This window comes from Lysobacter sp. ISL-50, assembly GCF_018612875.1.
Classification (GTDB): Bacteria; Pseudomonadota; Gammaproteobacteria; order Xanthomonadales; family Xanthomonadaceae; genus Lysobacter.
This window is the reverse complement of record NZ_JAGGRI010000007.1, coordinates 209333-225758: the sequence shown is the minus strand read 5'-3', so window position 1 is coordinate 225758 and position 16426 is coordinate 209333. Positions and strand designations below refer to the sequence as shown.

Genomic DNA, 16426 nt, shown 5'->3' with positions numbered 1-16426 from the left:
ACAACGCAGCGCGCCGCCCCCTTTTTCAAAGGGGGCGAATTCACTCGCTCCGTGTCCGAGCGCCGCTCAAATCGAATCCTGCGGCTCCACCACCACCGCGTCTTCCGGAATACGCGCGCAAGCGGTCTTCGACACCCACGCCTCCCAACGCCAGAACCCCCAGGCCAGCGCAGTCAACACCGAAGCGGCGATCGCCAGATGCAGCGCGCTGTCGCTGAGCAAAGGCGAGATCGCCCCGGCCATCAGCGCATTGACCACCAATCCGGCGAAGGCCTGCAGCGACGAGGCCGAGCCGCGCTGATGCGGATACATGTCCAGGATCGACAGCGTCACGATTGGAAACACCAGGGCGATGCCGAACGCGCCGATGCACATCGGCACCACCGCCCACGGCACCTGCGGCGTATCGGTCCACAGGTTGTAGCCCAGGTTGATCGCCAGCGCGAGCGCGCAGAAACCGAAGCCGAAGTTGACCAGACGGTCGCCGCTGATCTTGCCGGCCGCGCGCCCGGATACGAACGAACCCAGCACCATGCCGCCGATGGTCGGCACGAAGAACCACGCCAGCGACTCCACCTTCAGCAGGTCGTACACGAACGCCGGCGCCGAGGCGATGTAGAGGAACAGCGCGCCGAAATTGAAGGCGCCGACCGCGGTCAGGCGCTGGAACCGCGGATTGAGGAAGATCGCGACATAGTCGCGCAGCAGACGCTTGGGCTTGAGCGCCAGCCGCGCCTGCGGCGGATGGGTTTCCGGCAGAAGAAAGATCACCGAGGCCAGCAGCAGCACCGAGAAGGCGACCAGGAACCAGAAGATCGCCGGCCAATGCGCCCGGCCCAGGATCCATTCGCCAATGATCGGCGCGATCGCCGGAGCGATGCCGAAGATCATCATCACCTGGCTCATCAACCGCTGCGCATCGTCGCCGTGCAGCAGGTCGCGGATCACCGCGCGGCCGACGATGAGGCCAACACCGGCCGACAGCCCTTGGATCGCGCGACAAAAAAGCAAAGTGGGCAGATCGGTGGACAAGGCGCAAGCCGCCGAAGCCAGGGTGAACACCGTCAACCCGCCGATGATCACCTTGCGCCGCCCGATCGCATCCGACAGCGGCCCATGCACGATGCTCATCAGCGCATACGCGGCCAGATAGACGCTGATGGTCTGCTGCATCTGCAGCTTGTCGGCGTTCAACTCCGCGCCCATCACCGCGAACGCCGGGAAGATGGTGTCGATCGAGAACGGCCCGAACATGGCCAGGCCGCCGAGCAGCAAAGCCAGCCGGCGCAGCGACAACGAGGTTTTCACGGGGGTTCCGGCGTCGGGGCTCATCAGGTTGCTGCGTTGGGGGCGTGAGTGTCGATCGGCACTTGGTCCGGCGGACCCTTGAGTTCGACCAGATTGCCTTCCGGATCGAACAGATACTGCGACGGGCCTTCGCCCTCGGCGCCGTAGCGCGAGCCGAATTCGCCGATGCGCACGCCGTGGGCCTGCAGATGTTCGACGATGGCGTCGCGGTCGAAGGGTTCGGCGCGCAGGCACAGATGATCCATGTTGCGCGCTTGCTCGCCGGGCGCGGCGCCGCCCATGCGGCCGATCTTGCCTTCGACATCGACCAGATCGATCAGCGAGGAACCGGCGCGCAACTGCACCAGGCCGATCGCGTCCTGGCGCCGCTCGACGCTGCAGCCCAGGACATCGCAATAGAAGGCGACCATCGCCGCGGTGTCGCGCACGCGCAGCACCACGTGGTCGAGTTGCAATAACTGGAAAGGCCGGGCGCTCATGCGGGCATCCGTTGCGGGCTGAGGAGGGCCGACAGCATAACGCCGCGGGCGTGCGCGATCGGGTTGCGAAGTTGTTTCTATGTGTCGGCTGTCGGACGGTTGCAGGCACAAGGCTCAACGCAATTCGCGGCCGAGTCCGCGCCGCTACAAAAGCCGTCATTCCCGCGTTCGCGGGAATGACGGGCTTGCGGTGGGCCGCTCGCCGACTTGGCGGGGCCGCATCAAGCCCCCGCAGCCCAACCGTAGCCGCCCCAACCCCATCACCTGAACAGCCCCACCCCGTCCCCTCACGCCCCATCAACCGCTATAATCCCGGTCTTGAAACACCCGGTGGGAGAAGCGGCCCGGCCCTCAAGCCAGAGCCCGCTGCCGAAGGCGCAACGCCCGTAATCGCTCAGGCCCCATACCGCCGCGTGTACAAAACTCTGGAGAGACCGACCGCCCGAGCAAGAACCGGACGGAACCGGCGCCGAAGGGGCACGAAGCGAGCGCGGACAGGTGCGGCCCCACGGCCCTCCCCTCCCCCGGCTGCCTGACCGCAGCACGCTTCCAAACTCTCAGGCAAAAGGACAGAGGGGCGCCTCGCGTGCGGCACCGCACGTTGCCTTAGGACGCCCCCTGCCCATGACGAACGTATCCCTGCGCGATCTCGAGCACCACGACGCTTTCATCGAGCGCCACATCGGCCCCAACGACGCCGAGATCGGCCACATGCTGGGCAAGGTCGGCTACGACTCGCTCGAAGCGCTGACCGACGCCATCGTCCCCGGTTCGATCAAATCGACCCAACCGCTGGCCCTGCCGGCGGCGATCAGCGAAGTCGAAGCGCTGGCCAAGATCCGCGCCATCGCCACCCAGAACCAGGTGTTCCGCAGCTTCATCGGCCGCGGCTACTACGGCACCCACACCCCGAACGTCATCCTGCGCAACATCCTGGAGAACCCGGCGTGGTACACGGCCTACACGCCGTACCAGGCGGAAATCTCGCAAGGCCGCATGGAAGCGCTGATCAACTTCCAGACCATGATCGCCGACCTGACCGGGATGGAGATCGCCAACGCCTCGCTGCTGGACGAAGGCACCGCCGCGGCCGAAGCGATGACCCTGGCCAAGCGCTCGGCCAAGTCGAAGTCCGACACCTTCTTCGTCTCGAAGAATATCCATCCGCAGACCCTGGAAGTGCTGCGCACGCGCGCCGAGCCGCTCGACATCAAGCTGCATGTCGGCGACGACGCCGACGCGCTCAAGGTCGATGCCTACGGCGTGCTGCTGCAGTACCCGGACACCTTCGGCGGCGTGCACGACTACCAGGCCGTGTCCGACGCGGTGCACGCGCGCGGCGGCATCGTCGCGGTCGCCAGCGATCTGCTCGCGCTGACCCTGCTCAAGGCGCCGGGCGAATTCGGCGCCGACATCGTGGTCGGCAACACCCAGCGCTTCGGCGTGCCGTTCGGCTTCGGCGGCCCGCACGCCGGCTTCATGGCCTGCCGCGACGCGTACAAGCGCTCGATGCCGGGCCGCCTGATCGGCGTGTCGGTGGACACCGACGGCAAGCCGGCCTACCGCCTGACCCTGCAGACCCGCGAGCAGCACATCCGCCGAGAGAAGGCCACCTCCAACATCTGCACCGCGCAGGTGCTGCTGGCGGTCATGGCCAGCATGTACGCGGTCTACCACGGCCCCGACGGCCTGACCCGCATCGCCCGCCGCATCCACCGCCAGGCCGCGATCCTCGCCGCCGCGCTGCGCAAGGCCGGCGTCAAGGTCGCGGACGGTTTCTTCGACACCCTGCACATCAGCGGCGTCGATGCCAAGGCGATCCACGCCAAGGCCAGCGCCGCCTCGATCAACCTGCGCCCGATCGACGCGGGCAGCGTCGGCCTGAGCCTGGACGAAACCGTCAATCGCGACGATCTCACCGCGCTGGCCGGTCTGTTCGGCGCTACGCTCGACATCGACGCGCTCGATGCCGCCACCGTTGACGCGATCCCGTCCGCGCTGGTGCGCAAGTCCGCGTTCCTGCAGCACCCGGTGTTCAACACCCATCACAGCGAACACGAGCTGCTGCGCTACATGCGCTCGCTGGCCGACAAGGATCTGGCGATGGATCGCACGATGATCCCGCTGGGTTCGTGCACGATGAAGCTCAACGCCACCGCCGAGATGATCCCGGTGACCTGGCCGGAATTCGGCAACATCCATCCGCTCGCCCCGGCCGAGCAGACCACCGGCTACAAGCAGCTGATCGATGAGCTGGAAGCGATGCTGGTCGAATGCACCGGCTACGACGCGGTCAGCCTGCAGCCCAACTCCGGCGCGCAGGGCGAATACGCCGGCCTGCTGGCGATCCGCGCCTATCACCGCTCGCGCGGCGAAGGCCATCGCGACATCTGCCTGATCCCGGATTCGGCGCACGGCACCAACCCGGCCTCGGCGCAGATGTGCGGCATGACCGTGGTGGTGACCAAGACCGACAGCAACGGCAACGTCGATGTCGAAGACATCCGCCGCAACGCCGAGAAGTACAGCGACCGCCTGGCCGCGATCATGATGACCTACCCGTCCACGCACGGCGTGTTCGAGGAAGAGGTGGTCGAGATCTGCGAGATCATCCACAAGCACGGCGGCCAGGTGTACACCGACGGCGCCAACATGAACGCCCTGGTCGGCGTGGCCAAGCCCGGCAAGTGGGGCTCGGACGTGTCGCACCTCAACCTGCACAAGACCTTCTGCATCCCGCACGGCGGCGGCGGCCCCGGCGTCGGCCCGTGCGCGGTGAAGTCGCACCTCGCGCCGTTCCTGCCCAAGACGGTGGACGGCGAAGGCGTGGTCGGCATGGTCAGCGCGGCGAGCTTCGGCTCGGCCAGCATCCTGCCGATCTCGTGGATGTACATCACCCTGATGGGCACCGCGGGACTGCGCAAGGCCACCCAGGTCGCGCTGCTCAACGCCAACTACATCGCCACGCGCCTGGCGCCGCATTACGAAACGCTCTACACCGGCCGCAACGGACTGGTCGCGCACGAGTGCATCCTCGACCTGCGCCCGATCAAGGACGCCACCGGCATCAGCGCCGAGGACGTCGCCAAGCGCCTGATCGACTTCGGCTTCCACGCCCCGACCCTGAGCTTCCCGGTCGCCGGCACCTTGATGGTCGAGCCGACCGAGAGCGAATCGCAGCACGAACTGGACCGTTTCATCGACGCGATGATCCAGATCCGCGACGAAATCCGCGCGGTCGAAGACGGCCGCCTGGACCGCGAGGACAACCCGCTCAAGCACGCGCCGCACACCGCCACGCAGGTCACCGCGAGCGAATGGGCCCACGCCTACCCGCGCGAACTGGCCGCATTCCCGCTGCCGTCGCTGAAGCTGCAGAAATACTGGCCGCCGGTGTCGCGCGTGGACAACGTCTACGGCGACAAGAACGTCATGTGCGCGTGCATTCCGATCGATGCGTACAGGGAAGAGGAAGCCGAGGCGTAAGCCGCCCGGCAGCCGACCGAACAGAACAGGCCCCGCTCGTGCGGGGCCTGTTTTTTTGGTCGGCTCTGTGTGGGCGCAAGCCCGCGGCCGCGCGCGCGGACCGCCCGTCGAATTCGGTCAGTGGCCCCGCCCCGCACACGACTGATCGCGCTCGATAAGGTCGATGGCGTGCTGTATTTCATCATGGGCATTGGCGTTCGCAGCACCGGTGACCGGCCCCAGTCTGGTATCGAAGTAGCGGAACCTGCCGACATCGTGGGCCTCGACGCCTGTCGCGCGGTCGGCCTGCGCTCGATGATCGTGGTTCCACTCAAGCATCACGACTCGGTGGTCGGCGTGCTCAAGGTGGCGACACGGTCGCGCGCATCGGCGGCGACGAGTTCGCGGTGATCCTGCCGCGGGTCGAACACGCCGAGGGCGTCGCCGCGCAGATGCAGCGGATCGCGCAGTCGCTGCGGTTCGAATTCGAGGATCGTCCGATCACTCTGGATGCCAACATCGGTTGCGCGGTCTATCCCGACGATGGCGAAGACCTGGGCGTGCTGCTGGAGAAGGCCGATCAGGCGATGTATCGGATGAAGCGTTCGAAGAAAGCCGCGCGCGACTGACGTCGCGATACGCGCAATACAAGCGAATACATAAACGCACCAGGCTGCATGATCCTGGTGCGCTTGCGCGCGCCAACAAAAAGCGCGCGGCGCTGAATCTCGCCAACTTCGGGACAACACTGCCTTTCTGCGTATAAAACCCGGCCGGATGCGATTTCGGCTTCGCAGAAAAAATTCACACGCCGGCACACTGTTGCCAATACATACGCATTCTGCGCGTATGTATCCGCATAAAAAATCACGCCGCCCGCGCCTATCGCCCCAAGAAGAAAATCAATAGCATTTTCCTCATGTGTGATCGCGCCACGATGCAACCTTGGCAACACCGTGCAGTCTCGCGCCATTCACGCCGCACCACTCCGCAGTGCGGCTATCGGGAACCCCAATAGAACAGGAAGTTCTGCATGCTGGACATTTCGCTTTATTCGAGGTTCCGGATTCGCTTGTTCGCAACGCACTCGGCGATTTCGCCGACTGTCGCCACGCCTGCTCGCTTGCTTACTCGCCTGCGCCGCATTCAGGTCTTGGCATTGCATCGCTCATCACCGCCGTTTGCTCTGGTGCGCGCAAACGATCGCAACGGCCAGGCCGCTGGGTTCCTGGCCAAGCCAGACGTGCATCAGATTCAACCCCAGGGGAAATCCACCATGATCGCGAAACTGCTCGTCCCCGCCCTTGCCGGCGCATTGATCTGCGGCCCCGCTGCCGCCCAGAGCGCCTGGGAGGTTCACGATCAGCACGCCAATGACCATCTCGAGGAAATCGAAAAACGAATCGGCGACGACGGTACGGTCAATGGCAACCTCAAGAAGCTGACCAAGCTCGGCAGTGCGAAAAACAGCGGCGACGACGCGAAAGAGCCCGAGGAGAAACTGAACGAGCAGACCCCCAGCAGTCAGGTCGACAAGACCGTGGAAGACCGGTGCCCCAACCCCGGCGCCACCAGCGGGGCGGCGCAGCAGCAATGGCAGTTGTGCCAGGACATCGCCAAGACCGAACTCGCCCAGTACAAGTACTCGATGGCCATGTACAAACTGGCTCTCGAGCGGCAGAAGCGCCTGAAGGAAATCGAGAACGAGCGCTCCAATCTCGGCGGCGAAGATCAAGGCAAGCTGCAAGACAACAACAACAAACTTCTGGCCCTGCTTTCGCGCATGGAAGTGGACCAGCAACAGCGCAGCGCCTACATGGATGCCTACAGCGCACGCCTGACGTATCTGCGCTCCGTGCGCGACATGCTCAGCCATGAGGTGTTGCGCGGCAAGGACGGTGGAAGCGCTGGTGCTGGCGGTGGCGGCGTGTCGGGCGGCGGCAAAGCCGCCGCGGGCCTGGCCGGCATCTTGCTCATGAAAGCCACGCTGGAGTCTCTCAAGAGCCCACGGCGAGAGTCTGGCTGGCGCTGAGTTTCTCGACACTTCGTTACCCGCATAGCCAACCTGGACGCAGCACATGTCGAGTCAATCGCTACTTAGCCGCCTGCCCGAACTATTGCCCAGCTTTCATGCGCAGTTTGAAAGCCTCGGCCAATGGGTCTTCTTCCGCATCATCTTCGATTTTCTGGACAACGAGATTCTCGCGTTTCGCGAGACCATGGTTCACGAAATGACCATGTGGGTCGCCAGTATGTCGGCGATCCTGATGACGCTGTGGATAGCCACCCAGGGCTACCGCATTCTCACCGGCCAGTCGCGCGATCCGATGATGGGGCTGCTGGTCAGTTCGTTGCGAAACGTGATGATCATCATCGCCGCCACCACCCTGATGGTCGGCAGCACCAACATCTACGACACGCTGGGCTCCGACCTGCCGCGCGCGATCACCAAGGCGGTGACCGGTAAGGATCAGGACCCGGCCGACACCATCGACCGCGGCCTGAGCAAGATGCAATTGGCGATGGCCGCCATCGACGCGCTGCCCGCGCTGGACAACCCCGGCATCAAGGAAGACAAGGACCGCGCGCTGCTGCTCACCGGCATCGGCGTCGCCGGCCCGGCGGTAGTCGGCGGCGCACTGCTGGTCATGTACAAGTTCGCCATGGCCTTGTTCGTCGGCCTGGGGCCGCTGTTCATTCTCAGCCTGATGTTCGAGCAGACCAAGGCGATGTTCCCGCGCTGGCTGCAGTACGGCGTCGGCACGATGTTCTCGATGGCGGTGCTGAGCTTCACGGTGACGGTGTCGATGAAGATCGTCGCCGGAGTGGCGGGCAACTTCGCGGCGCAGTATCTGGTGATGATGGCGGCGGGCGACAGCGCCTCGGCCGGCGTCAATACCATGGCCTTGCAGCAAGGCGGGCTGGGAATTTTCCTGACCGTGTTGATCGTGTCGATTCCGCCGATGGCCGCCAACTTCTTCCAAGGCGCGGTGGGCAGCTTCATGCATTACTCGGCGTTTGGGGCGGATTCGTCGCCCAGTAAGCCGGAGACGCCGGGGCAAAGCGGTTATAGGCCGGAAATGCCCGGAAGCTCTGAGGGTCAACGAGGATCTGGCCAAAATAAATATACGAATTCAGGCAATCCAGGTACCCCATATGGCGGGACAAGCAGGCCCAACAATGAACGGGCCAACACACACGCCAACGACAGGGTGAATGCCATTGCTTCACAAAAAAATGAGACCAAGCAACCCAACGACCATCGCCTGTAGGAGTCGTAATATGCATTTTTTACGGGACATGCTGTTACTCGCAGCTTTACCAGTCGGCAGTGTATTTGCTTGCCCTCCCGGAACAGTCCCTCAGCAAGGCGTTGGCTGGCAGGGATGTGCCCCTGTACCAGGCACCGGACCAAGTACCTCCTCGCATTCTGCGCCCAAGGAAATTTGGGAGGACCGTTGGGGTGCAGTAGCGGTAGACGATACAGCCAATGGCGTTGGCATCGGCTCCGCTTCCGGCATGAAACGAAAAGGGCAAGCCGAAAAGGCGGCGCTCACAGCTTGCAAGAAAAAGGGCGGCGCTAGATGCGAAGTCAAGCTGGCTTACTACAGTCAGTGCGCCGCTCTTGTCTGGGGAGATCATGGATTCACTATCAACGGCGCTCCCACAATAGAGAAAGCAGCACAAATAGGCGTGGAAAAATGCAATCAAGCAAAAGACACCCATTGCGAGGTGTACTTTTCTGACTGCAGCTTCCCAGAACGAATCCAATAAACGTTATTCGTCTGATCGTGCGTATTTTCGCTTATAGGACAATCGAAATGCGCTCTTTGTGGATGACCTTCGCGTTAGCCGCTTTTCCGGCTTGCAGTGCAATCGCCTGCGCTCCAGGCGAGTGGTTACAGCAAGGTGCCGGCTGGGAGATGTGCGTACCCATGCCCGGCATGTCCGGAAACAATCAGCAGCCAGTAACGTCTACCCCCGTCTGGGCAGATCGCTGGGGCGCTATCGCCGTAGACAAATCCAATGTCGCTGCCGGTATTGGCTCGGCTTCCGGCATGAAACGCAAGGGGCAAGCCGAAAGAGCCGCGCTCAAGGACTGCCAGAACAAGGGCATCGCGCGATGCAAAGTGAAGCTGGCTTATTACAGCCAATGCGCCGCTCTTGTATGGGGCGATCATAGTTCGAGCATCAATAGCGCCCCAAGCAAGGAACAAGCGATTCAAATAGGCATGGATAGATGCTTCCAAGCGAAAGACACCAACTGCGAAGTGTACTTTTCTGATTGCAGCTTCCCAGAACGAATCCGATAGACCTCAGCTTCATGCATTACTCGGCGTTGGGGGCGGATTCGTCGCCCAGCAAGCCGGAGATGCCGGGGCAAGCCATCCAGCATCCACAGACTTCTAGCAGGAATTTAAGTGTCCAACATGCAAAAGGCCCAGAACAAGTAACAGCACCCGCACCGACCCATGCGTCCAGACTGATGACGCACATTGAGCAACAAGCCGAACTGATTAAGAAGAAACAGCTCGGATAGGAGGATCGGATGGAAACGGCACTCTTAAAATTATCGACCTTACTGATTGTTTTATCGCAGCCATGTTTCTCTTGCCCTCCAGGCACTGTTCCGCAACGGGGCATTGGCTGACAGGGATGCGCCCCCAGCCCCGGCACCTCCAACCGCGCACCTTCGGCTAGGCGATCTTGGTCCAATCGATGGGGAACAATTGCAGTCGACCTTACGAACGGCGGCGTAGGAATCGGATCAGCCTCCGGAATGAAGAAGGAAGATCAAGCTGAAAAATCCGCTCTACTCGCATGTAAAGATAAAGGCGGCACTCGATGTAGCGTCAGGATCACATACTCCAATCAATGCGCATCTCTTATTTGGGGAAGCCAATGATTCAATACCACTGCAGCCAATTCGAAGGAGGAAGCTGAGCAGCAGGGATTGAAGAAATGCTTGGATGCCGGCGACTCCAACTGCCATGTCTATTTCTCCGACTGCAGTTTTGCTGAAGGATCAGAGTGATTGACGATCCTCGACGATAGGAGTCGTGACATGAGCTTCTTGCGGAAGATATTGTTACTCGCATCTTTACCAGTCGGCAGTGCAATTGCTTGCCCTCCCGGAACAGTCCCACAACAAGGCGTGGGCTGGCAGGGGTGCGCCCCTGCCCCAGGTACAGCTTCGGGTCCGTCTTCGCGCTCACAACCACAAGAGGTTTGGGCCGATCGTTGGGGCGCAATCGCGGTAGACACAATTCCTACCGGAAGCGTTGGCTTCTCCGCTGTAACAGGAATGAAGCGTAAGGGACAGACTGAAAAATCGGCACTAAAATCTTGTCGAGAAAAAGGCGGAAAGCAATGCGAAATCATGATCGCATACTACAACCAATGCGCTGTTCTGATGTGGGGAGATCGAACCATCAACACCAGTGGCGCACCATCAGAAGAATTAGCTAAACAACGCAGCCTGGAAAAATGCAATCGCGCCAATGACACCAATTGCGAAATAGTTTATTCCGGCTGCAGCCTTCCCCAGCGAATCAAATAAACCGACGTGATGAAGAGCCTGAAATCGTCCAACATTTATCTGATCGCGCGCGCTTTCGGTCGCAGGATACTCAACATGCGCCCTTTGGGGATGATGTTCGCGTTAGCCGCTTTTCCGGTTTGCGGCGCGATTGCCTGCGCTCCAGGTGAGTGGCTGCAGCAAGGTGCCGGCTGGCAGATGTGCGTACCAATGCCTGGCATGTCAGGAAACGCCTCACAGCCCGGCAATTCCGAACCAGTCTGGGAGGATCGTTGGGGCGCAATAGCAGTGGACGATATAGACAATGGTGTCGGCATCGGCTCGGCTTCCGATATGAGGCGAAAAGGGCAAGCCGAAAAGGCGGCGCTCACTGCATGCAAGAAAAAAGGCGGAACCCGGTGCGCGATTAAGCTGACTTACTACAGTCAATGCGCGGTCCTTGTTTGGAGAGATCACGGATTCAATGCCACTGGCGCCCCGACAATAGAGAAGGCAACTCAGATCGGCATGGAGAAATGCAACAAAGCAAAAGACACCAACTGCGAGGTGTATTTCTCTGACTGCAGTCCCCAAAGCAGATCCGATAGGCCCTACTCCCCTGCCCGATGACGCGCCACGACGATCTGCTTCCAAGGCGCAGCGGGCACTCATGCAGAAAACCGGATAGACACTGTCGCCCACAGAAAGACGAGATAAGAAGGCCGGATGAGCCACGTCAATAGGAATCGTGACATGCGCTCTTTATGGATGATTTTAATCTTGGCAATTTTCCCGATAGCCAGCGCAGTTGCGTGCCTGCCCGGAACGGTCCCACAGCAAGGCATCGGGTGGCAAGGATGCGCTCCGGCGCCCGGCACAGGGCCCAGTGCTCACTCGTACTCGACATCCCGAGAAATCTGGGCGGATCGCTGGGGCGCTATCGCCGTAGATAGTCCAATGTCGCTGCCGGTATCGGTTCTGCTTCCGCCATGAAACGCAAAGGACAAGCCGAAAGAGCCGCACTCAAGGACTGCCGAAACAAGGGCATCGCGCGATGCAAAGTGAAGTTCACCTACTACAACCAATGCGCAGTCATTGTCTGGAGCGAGCGCAGCTCCGCAGTACACGGCGCCGCGTCGACAGAGAAAGCAACCCAGCTCGGGTTAGAGAAGTGCAAGCAATCCGGAGACAGCAACTGCGAGGTTCTATTCTCCAATTGCAGCTACCCAGAGCAAGTCCGGTAGGCAGCAGTGCCTTCACCATGCATTGCAACCTGTTTATCCCGGATGCGGCTCCCCAAGTGAATCCGGTAAACGCTCAAGACATCGGCGCATCACCATCCGTCCCGGAGACGACGCTATGAAATCCGCTATCGCATTCCTCTCTCTTTCCGTTGCGGCCTGCTTGCTGCCGGCCTTCGCACACAAAATTCCTCCCGGCGTCTACACCCAAGTTCCCTACAACAACAATCCCTTCTTGTTCTGCACGTTCGGCATGCCCGAGGACGGCTGGATCGCCACGAACCCGCGTACCGGCGCCTGGACAGCGACGCGGCAATATCCGAATTTGTATTGGGTTCCAACGTATATGTACATCTGTCCGGCTGGTTTCCGCCCGGCGGGCGGTGGAGCGCCGTACAAACCGAGCGATCGGGCCAAAGGCTCCTGATGGGCTCCGGCACCCGTACAAAGATGCAGACACCCGAGCTTCCCGAGTTGGAGGTCTGTGCTCAGACGATGCTTCAGGCCGCCAGAATCGGTTTGCTATGCCTGCTGCTCACCATCTGCCTGGCCGTCATCGCGTTTAAAGTCCGGATGTTGCCGCTGACCTATGTCGGCGGCCTATGCACGCTGTTCTCGGCTATCGCCTATTTCCGCGCGGCGTATCTGGAAACGCGCTTCGCGCGCTCGGTGCGCCGCTACATTCTCGACCGATGGAATACCGCCAGGATTCCCGAACTGGACGAATTGCGCCAACGCAGCCGCTACCAGCAACGCGTTCTCATCTCGGGCTGGGTTCTTCCTTTCATCGTCTTGTTGTTGATACAGCCTATTACTCTGACCTACCGCGTCCCTGAACTGCTGCCGATCTACGGCTTTGTATTGGCGTGGACTGCGATGCGGTTGTTCGTTGGCGGGTTCGCACACCGGCGAATTCTGCGCGAGTTGGAACAATGCACGCGCGGTGTCGCCCGGACCCGGGTCGTTACGATGTGAGGTTGCGTCGCGGTAGCGATGAATTCGCAGTACCCCCGCCGCAAGCCGGACACTCCCGGGGTCTAGCGCCGGATGAAACCCTCGCCGGCAACGGCGGCTGAGCCGGCGCGGTCGCGGCGCGACTTGCGTCCGGCAGGGCCAGGGCGCACTCGGCGGACCCGGCACCGCCCGCGCCATCGGGCTCAGCCAGGCTAAAACGAGCAGCTCCAGCGCCCGCGCCCCACCGACAGGCGCCTTACGCCCCGGTTTCGCTCCCCCGCATCCCGGTTTCATCGCGCCCGGCCCGACTTCGTCGCGCCCCCGCTTCCCCTGGCGCGGGGGATCACTATGCTGCGTAGCAAGCCACACGCCTCCCGGACCCTCACGTGATTCGCAGCCTGTTCTTCGTCGCACGTCTCGCCGCCGCATGGTTCGGCCTGTTCGTGATGCTGGCGCTACTCGCCCAGGCCATGCCGGTGCTCCAGCACCAGGACACCGGGCCGCTGTTCCTGATCGCGACCGTGGTGACCATCATCGTGGTGATCACCGCGTTCTCGCACCTGCGCCGGGTGCGCCTGATCAGCGGACGGATCGACGCCAACGCCATCGGCAATCGCCAGCGCCGCCAGATCGACGTGCCGCTGGACGACGAGGAAACCTTCCACCTGCTCGACGCGGCGATCCGCGAGCTGCCGCGCACGCTGAACGTCGAAAGCGCGCGCGACAGCCTGCAGGTGCGGGCCAAGGTCGACAGCGCCGAGGCCGGATCGAACAGCACGCCCGGCACGGCCAACCTCTACAACTGGTGGATGAGCACGACCCGCAACCAGATTCTCGCCACCGTCACCCCCGATGGCGAGATCAGCCGCATCACCCTGATCTGCGAGCCCGAATCGGGCGGGTGGAGCGACTGGTTCCGCGTGGATCACGGCGCCAACCTGGAAAACGCCGAGGCGATCGTGCGCGCGATCAACCGCCGCATCGCCGAGCGCCGCCGCAACGAACGCGCCGACGCGGCGCGCACCTCGACCGAGAAAGAGCTCGCCGTGGCCAAGCTCAGCCTGCTGCACGCCCAGGTCGAGCCGCACTTTCTCTACAACACCCTGGCCAGCGCGCAGTACCTGACCCGCAACGATCCGCCGCTGGCCGACGAAATGCTGGGGCACCTGATCGAATTCCTGCGCCGCTCGCTGCCGCGCACCGAGGACGCGCTGTCCACCCTGGGCGACGAACTCGACCGTTCGCGCGCTTACCTGGAAATCCTCAAGCTGCGCATGGGCCCGCGCCTGGAGCTGCAACTGGACGTCGCCGACGAACTGCGCACCATCGCGCTGCCGCCGATGATGCTGCAGACCCTGGTCGAGAACGCGATCAAGCACGGCCTGGAACCCAAGCCCGGCGGCGGCACCGTGTGGATACTGGCGCGCCGCAACGAGGATTCGATCGCCATCACCGTCGCCGACGACGGCCTGGGATTCAACGTGCTCAACTCCGGCACCGGCATCGGCTTGCGCAACGTGCGCGAACGCTTGCAACTGGTCTACGGAGCGCAGGCGCAGTTGTCGATCGTGGCCAACTTCCCCAACGGCGTCGCCGCCACCATCGTCGTGCCAGCGCAACCGGTTACGGAGACGCAAAGTGTCTGATTCCGCCAACACTGCGCCGGTGCTGACCGCGCTGGTCGCCGAAGACGAAACCCTGCTGCGCCGGGCGCTGGTCGAAACGCTGCAGGTGGGCTGGCCGCAGTTGCGCATCGTCGCGCAGTGCGAGGACGGCGCCGAAGCGCTGGAAGCGCTCGCCGAGCATTGTCCCGATGTCGCTTTTCTCGACATCCGCATGCCCGGCCTGACCGGCCTGGATGTCGCCGCGGCGGCGGCCGATGTCAGCCCGCAGACCCAGATCGTGTTCGTCACCGCCTACGACCAGCATGCGATCGATGCGTTCGAACACGGCGCCATCGATTATCTGCTCAAGCCGGTCACGCCCGAGCGGCTCGCGGTCACCGTGCAGCGCCTGCAGGCGCGCCGCAATCGCGACCAGAGCGAGCGCGATGCGCTGACCGAACTCGCCCAGCGCCTGGCCGCCAAACAATCCGCGCGCGACGACAAGCCGGCATTGACCTGGATCACCGCCAGCGCCGGCCGCGAAACCCGCCTGATCCTGATCGACGACGTCGCCTATTTCCGCGCCGACAACAAATACACCACCGTCGTCACCGCCGACGGCGAAGCGCTGCTGCGCAAGCCGATCCGCGAATTGCTGGATGTGCTCGACGGCAGCCGCTTCAAGCAGATTCACCGCTCCACCATCGTCAACCTCAAGGCCATCGCCGGCATCGTCCGCGACGACAGCGGCAAGGGCACGGTGCGCCTGCGCAACCGGCCCGAAACCCTGACGGTGAGCCAACCGTTCATGGCCTTGTTCAAGACGATGTAAGCCCCCGGACGCCGGCCGCGCGCGCGCCCGTCCGTCCCGGTCACAAATCCCGCCTCGGCCACGTCGCGTCTGCGGACGCGTCTGCGCAGATCGCTGCGCGCGGCAATGGCTCGGGGACCTCGGCGCGGCGACGCGACGCGTTTCCGGGCCCGCTCGAACCATGCGGCCTGCACGGCGCCACGATTCATTCAAAGCAGACCAGGGAGTTGGACATGCGTAACATGATGGCCTTGCTGTACTACTTGTGCGCCCTGCTCGGGTGCGACGTGGGCGGAACCACGATCGTCCATCGCAGCAACGACAACGGCGTGGATATCATCGACAGCCAGGTGCGCATCAGCGAACAGATCGCCAAGTTCGAATGCCGAGCCAGTCGCAGCGGCACCTGCCATTACTCTTTGTTCCGGAGCCAATGCGCCGGCGCCGCCAAGGCCAAGCCGGCACCAGCCTCGCATTGCACCGAGACGGCGTTCGAACGGTTCGATCTGGCGGCCGGCGCCACGCGCGAAATCATCGACATCGCGCCGGGGTTCACGCTGTGCGTCAGCGATAAGGGCGATACGGTTGGGGTGGATTGCAAGGCGTTGGCGCGACAGGGCGCGGGTGAGCAACCACCTGAACAAAGGAGCGCTGATTGAGCCCCTCTCCCGCTCGCGGGAGAGGGGTTGGGGTGAGGGTGCGAGCAGCCGCAGAAATCCAGCAAGAGCATTCGCGCCTGCGGCGCTCATCCCCTCACCCCGGCCCTCTCCCGCTAGCGGGAGAGGGAGAGAAATGGGGAGACTTAGTTAGCCGATCCACGCTCAATCCCACGCCCCAGCCGAAACCCCGCACGTTGCAAAATTGAACTGTCCGCCCCGCCGTATCCCCCGCGTTGTCTAGGTCATGCAAGGACCGATCGGCCGCACGGCGGGAGGGGAACATGGAACTGTTTGAACAAGACGACTACCGCCTGCGCGGTGCGAGTCGGGTACTGCCGGGACAAACGATCGACGAAGCCGATTCACGCCGGCGGGTGCCGGTCCGCG

16 protein-coding genes and 1 riboswitch are annotated in these 16426 nt (G+C 62.7%); of the genes, 14 read left to right on the top strand and 2 right to left on the bottom strand.

Features of this window, described 5'->3' with window-relative positions; all coding sequences use genetic code 11:
• Window positions 1–66 precede the first annotated feature (66 nt).
• Window positions 67–1281, bottom strand: a complete 1215-nt coding sequence (locus J7J50_RS05625; RefSeq protein ID WP_285222287.1) for a multidrug effflux MFS transporter — start codon at window positions 1279–1281, stop codon at window positions 67–69.
• 50 nt (window positions 1282–1331) lie between these two features.
• Entirely contained in the window at window positions 1332–1787 is a 456-nt protein-coding gene (locus J7J50_RS05620) for a VOC family protein (RefSeq protein WP_215056488.1), read from the bottom strand.
• A gap of 321 nt (window positions 1788–2108) precedes the next feature.
• A riboswitch (glycine riboswitch) is annotated at window positions 2109–2206 on the top strand.
• 205 nt (window positions 2207–2411) lie between these two features.
• On the opposite strand from J7J50_RS05620, the gene gcvP reads away from it, so the two are divergent.
• The 14 genes from gcvP to J7J50_RS05545 all read left to right on the top strand — a co-directional run bounded on the left by gcvP (window position 2412) and on the right by J7J50_RS05545 (window position 16039).
• Window positions 2412–5273, top strand: a complete 2862-nt coding sequence (gene gcvP, locus J7J50_RS05615) for an aminomethyl-transferring glycine dehydrogenase (protein ID WP_215056487.1) — start codon at window positions 2412–2414, stop codon at window positions 5271–5273.
• Window positions 5274–5393: 120 nt separating this feature from the next.
• Window positions 5394–5663, top strand: a complete 270-nt coding sequence (locus J7J50_RS24705) for a hypothetical protein (RefSeq protein ID WP_251044209.1) — start codon at window positions 5394–5396, stop codon at window positions 5661–5663.
• On the top strand, window positions 5660–5881 hold the full coding sequence (locus J7J50_RS24700; protein WP_343222437.1) for a diguanylate cyclase: 222 nt from the start codon (window positions 5660–5662) through the stop codon (window positions 5879–5881). The genes J7J50_RS24705 and J7J50_RS24700 overlap by 4 nt, the downstream gene beginning before the upstream one ends.
• A 404-nt stretch (window positions 5882–6285) precedes the next feature.
• The gene (locus tag J7J50_RS05605; protein WP_215056486.1) at window positions 6286–7284 is read left to right on the top strand and encodes a hypothetical protein; all 999 of its coding nucleotides are present in this window, start codon (window positions 6286–6288) and stop codon (window positions 7282–7284) included.
• Window positions 7285–7330: 46 nt separating this feature from the next.
• The gene (locus J7J50_RS05600; protein ID WP_215056485.1) at window positions 7331–8524 is read left to right on the top strand and encodes a type IV secretion system protein; all 1194 of its coding nucleotides are present in this window, start codon (window positions 7331–7333) and stop codon (window positions 8522–8524) included.
• 10 nt (window positions 8525–8534) lie between these two features.
• On the top strand, window positions 8535–9026 hold the full coding sequence (locus tag J7J50_RS05595) for a DUF4189 domain-containing protein (protein ID WP_215056484.1): 492 nt from the start codon (window positions 8535–8537) through the stop codon (window positions 9024–9026).
• Between the two features lie 47 nt (window positions 9027–9073).
• Window positions 9074–9565, top strand: coding sequence for a DUF4189 domain-containing protein (locus J7J50_RS05590; protein WP_215056483.1), 492 nt, complete (start codon window positions 9074–9076; stop codon window positions 9563–9565).
• Window positions 9566–10287: 722 nt separating this feature from the next.
• Complete coding sequence (locus J7J50_RS05580) at window positions 10288–10812, top strand: DUF4189 domain-containing protein (RefSeq protein ID WP_215056482.1); 525 nt, start codon at window positions 10288–10290, stop codon at window positions 10810–10812.
• A gap of 9 nt (window positions 10813–10821) precedes the next feature.
• Window positions 10822–11400 carry a DUF4189 domain-containing protein gene (locus J7J50_RS05575; RefSeq protein WP_215056481.1) on the top strand — a complete coding sequence of 193 codons (579 nt, stop codon included), beginning with the start codon at window positions 10822–10824 and terminating at the stop codon, window positions 11398–11400.
• 729 nt (window positions 11401–12129) lie between these two features.
• Complete coding sequence (locus J7J50_RS05565; protein WP_215056479.1) at window positions 12130–12438, top strand: hypothetical protein; 309 nt, start codon at window positions 12130–12132, stop codon at window positions 12436–12438.
• Window positions 12438–12986, top strand: coding sequence for a hypothetical protein (locus tag J7J50_RS05560; RefSeq protein WP_215056478.1), 549 nt, complete (start codon window positions 12438–12440; stop codon window positions 12984–12986). The genes J7J50_RS05565 and J7J50_RS05560 overlap by 1 nt, the downstream gene beginning before the upstream one ends.
• A gap of 365 nt (window positions 12987–13351) precedes the next feature.
• The gene (locus J7J50_RS05555) at window positions 13352–14611 is read left to right on the top strand and encodes a histidine kinase (RefSeq protein WP_343222436.1); all 1260 of its coding nucleotides are present in this window, start codon (window positions 13352–13354) and stop codon (window positions 14609–14611) included.
• Between the two features lie 19 nt (window positions 14612–14630).
• The gene (locus J7J50_RS05550) at window positions 14631–15401 is read left to right on the top strand and encodes a LytTR family DNA-binding domain-containing protein (protein WP_215056579.1); all 771 of its coding nucleotides are present in this window, start codon (window positions 14631–14633) and stop codon (window positions 15399–15401) included.
• Window positions 15402–15622: 221 nt separating this feature from the next.
• Complete coding sequence (locus tag J7J50_RS05545) at window positions 15623–16039, top strand: hypothetical protein (protein ID WP_215056477.1); 417 nt, start codon at window positions 15623–15625, stop codon at window positions 16037–16039.
• The last annotated feature ends 387 nt before the right edge of the window (window positions 16040–16426 follow it).

Bases quoted from the DNA above. Each gene is read 5' to 3' on its own strand.
- J7J50_RS05620 (WP_215056488.1), bottom strand. From the start codon at position 1,787: ATGAGCGCCCGGCCTTTCCAGTTATTGCAACTCGACCACGTGGTGCTG.
- gcvP (WP_215056487.1), top strand. From the start codon at position 2,412: ATGACGAACGTATCCCTGCGCGATCTCGAGCACCACGACGCTTTCATC.
- J7J50_RS05605 (WP_215056486.1), top strand. From the start codon at position 6,286: ATGCTGGACATTTCGCTTTATTCGAGGTTCCGGATTCGCTTGTTCGCA.
- J7J50_RS05600 (WP_215056485.1), top strand. From the start codon at position 7,331: ATGTCGAGTCAATCGCTACTTAGCCGCCTGCCCGAACTATTGCCCAGC.
- J7J50_RS05595 (WP_215056484.1), top strand. From the start codon at position 8,535: ATGCATTTTTTACGGGACATGCTGTTACTCGCAGCTTTACCAGTCGGC.
- J7J50_RS05590 (WP_215056483.1), top strand. From the start codon at position 9,074: ATGCGCTCTTTGTGGATGACCTTCGCGTTAGCCGCTTTTCCGGCTTGC.
- J7J50_RS05575 (WP_215056481.1), top strand. From the start codon at position 10,822: ATGAAGAGCCTGAAATCGTCCAACATTTATCTGATCGCGCGCGCTTTC.
- J7J50_RS05565 (WP_215056479.1), top strand. From the start codon at position 12,130: ATGAAATCCGCTATCGCATTCCTCTCTCTTTCCGTTGCGGCCTGCTTG.
- J7J50_RS05560 (WP_215056478.1), top strand. From the start codon at position 12,438: ATGGGCTCCGGCACCCGTACAAAGATGCAGACACCCGAGCTTCCCGAG.
- J7J50_RS05545 (WP_215056477.1), top strand. From the start codon at position 15,623: ATGATGGCCTTGCTGTACTACTTGTGCGCCCTGCTCGGGTGCGACGTG.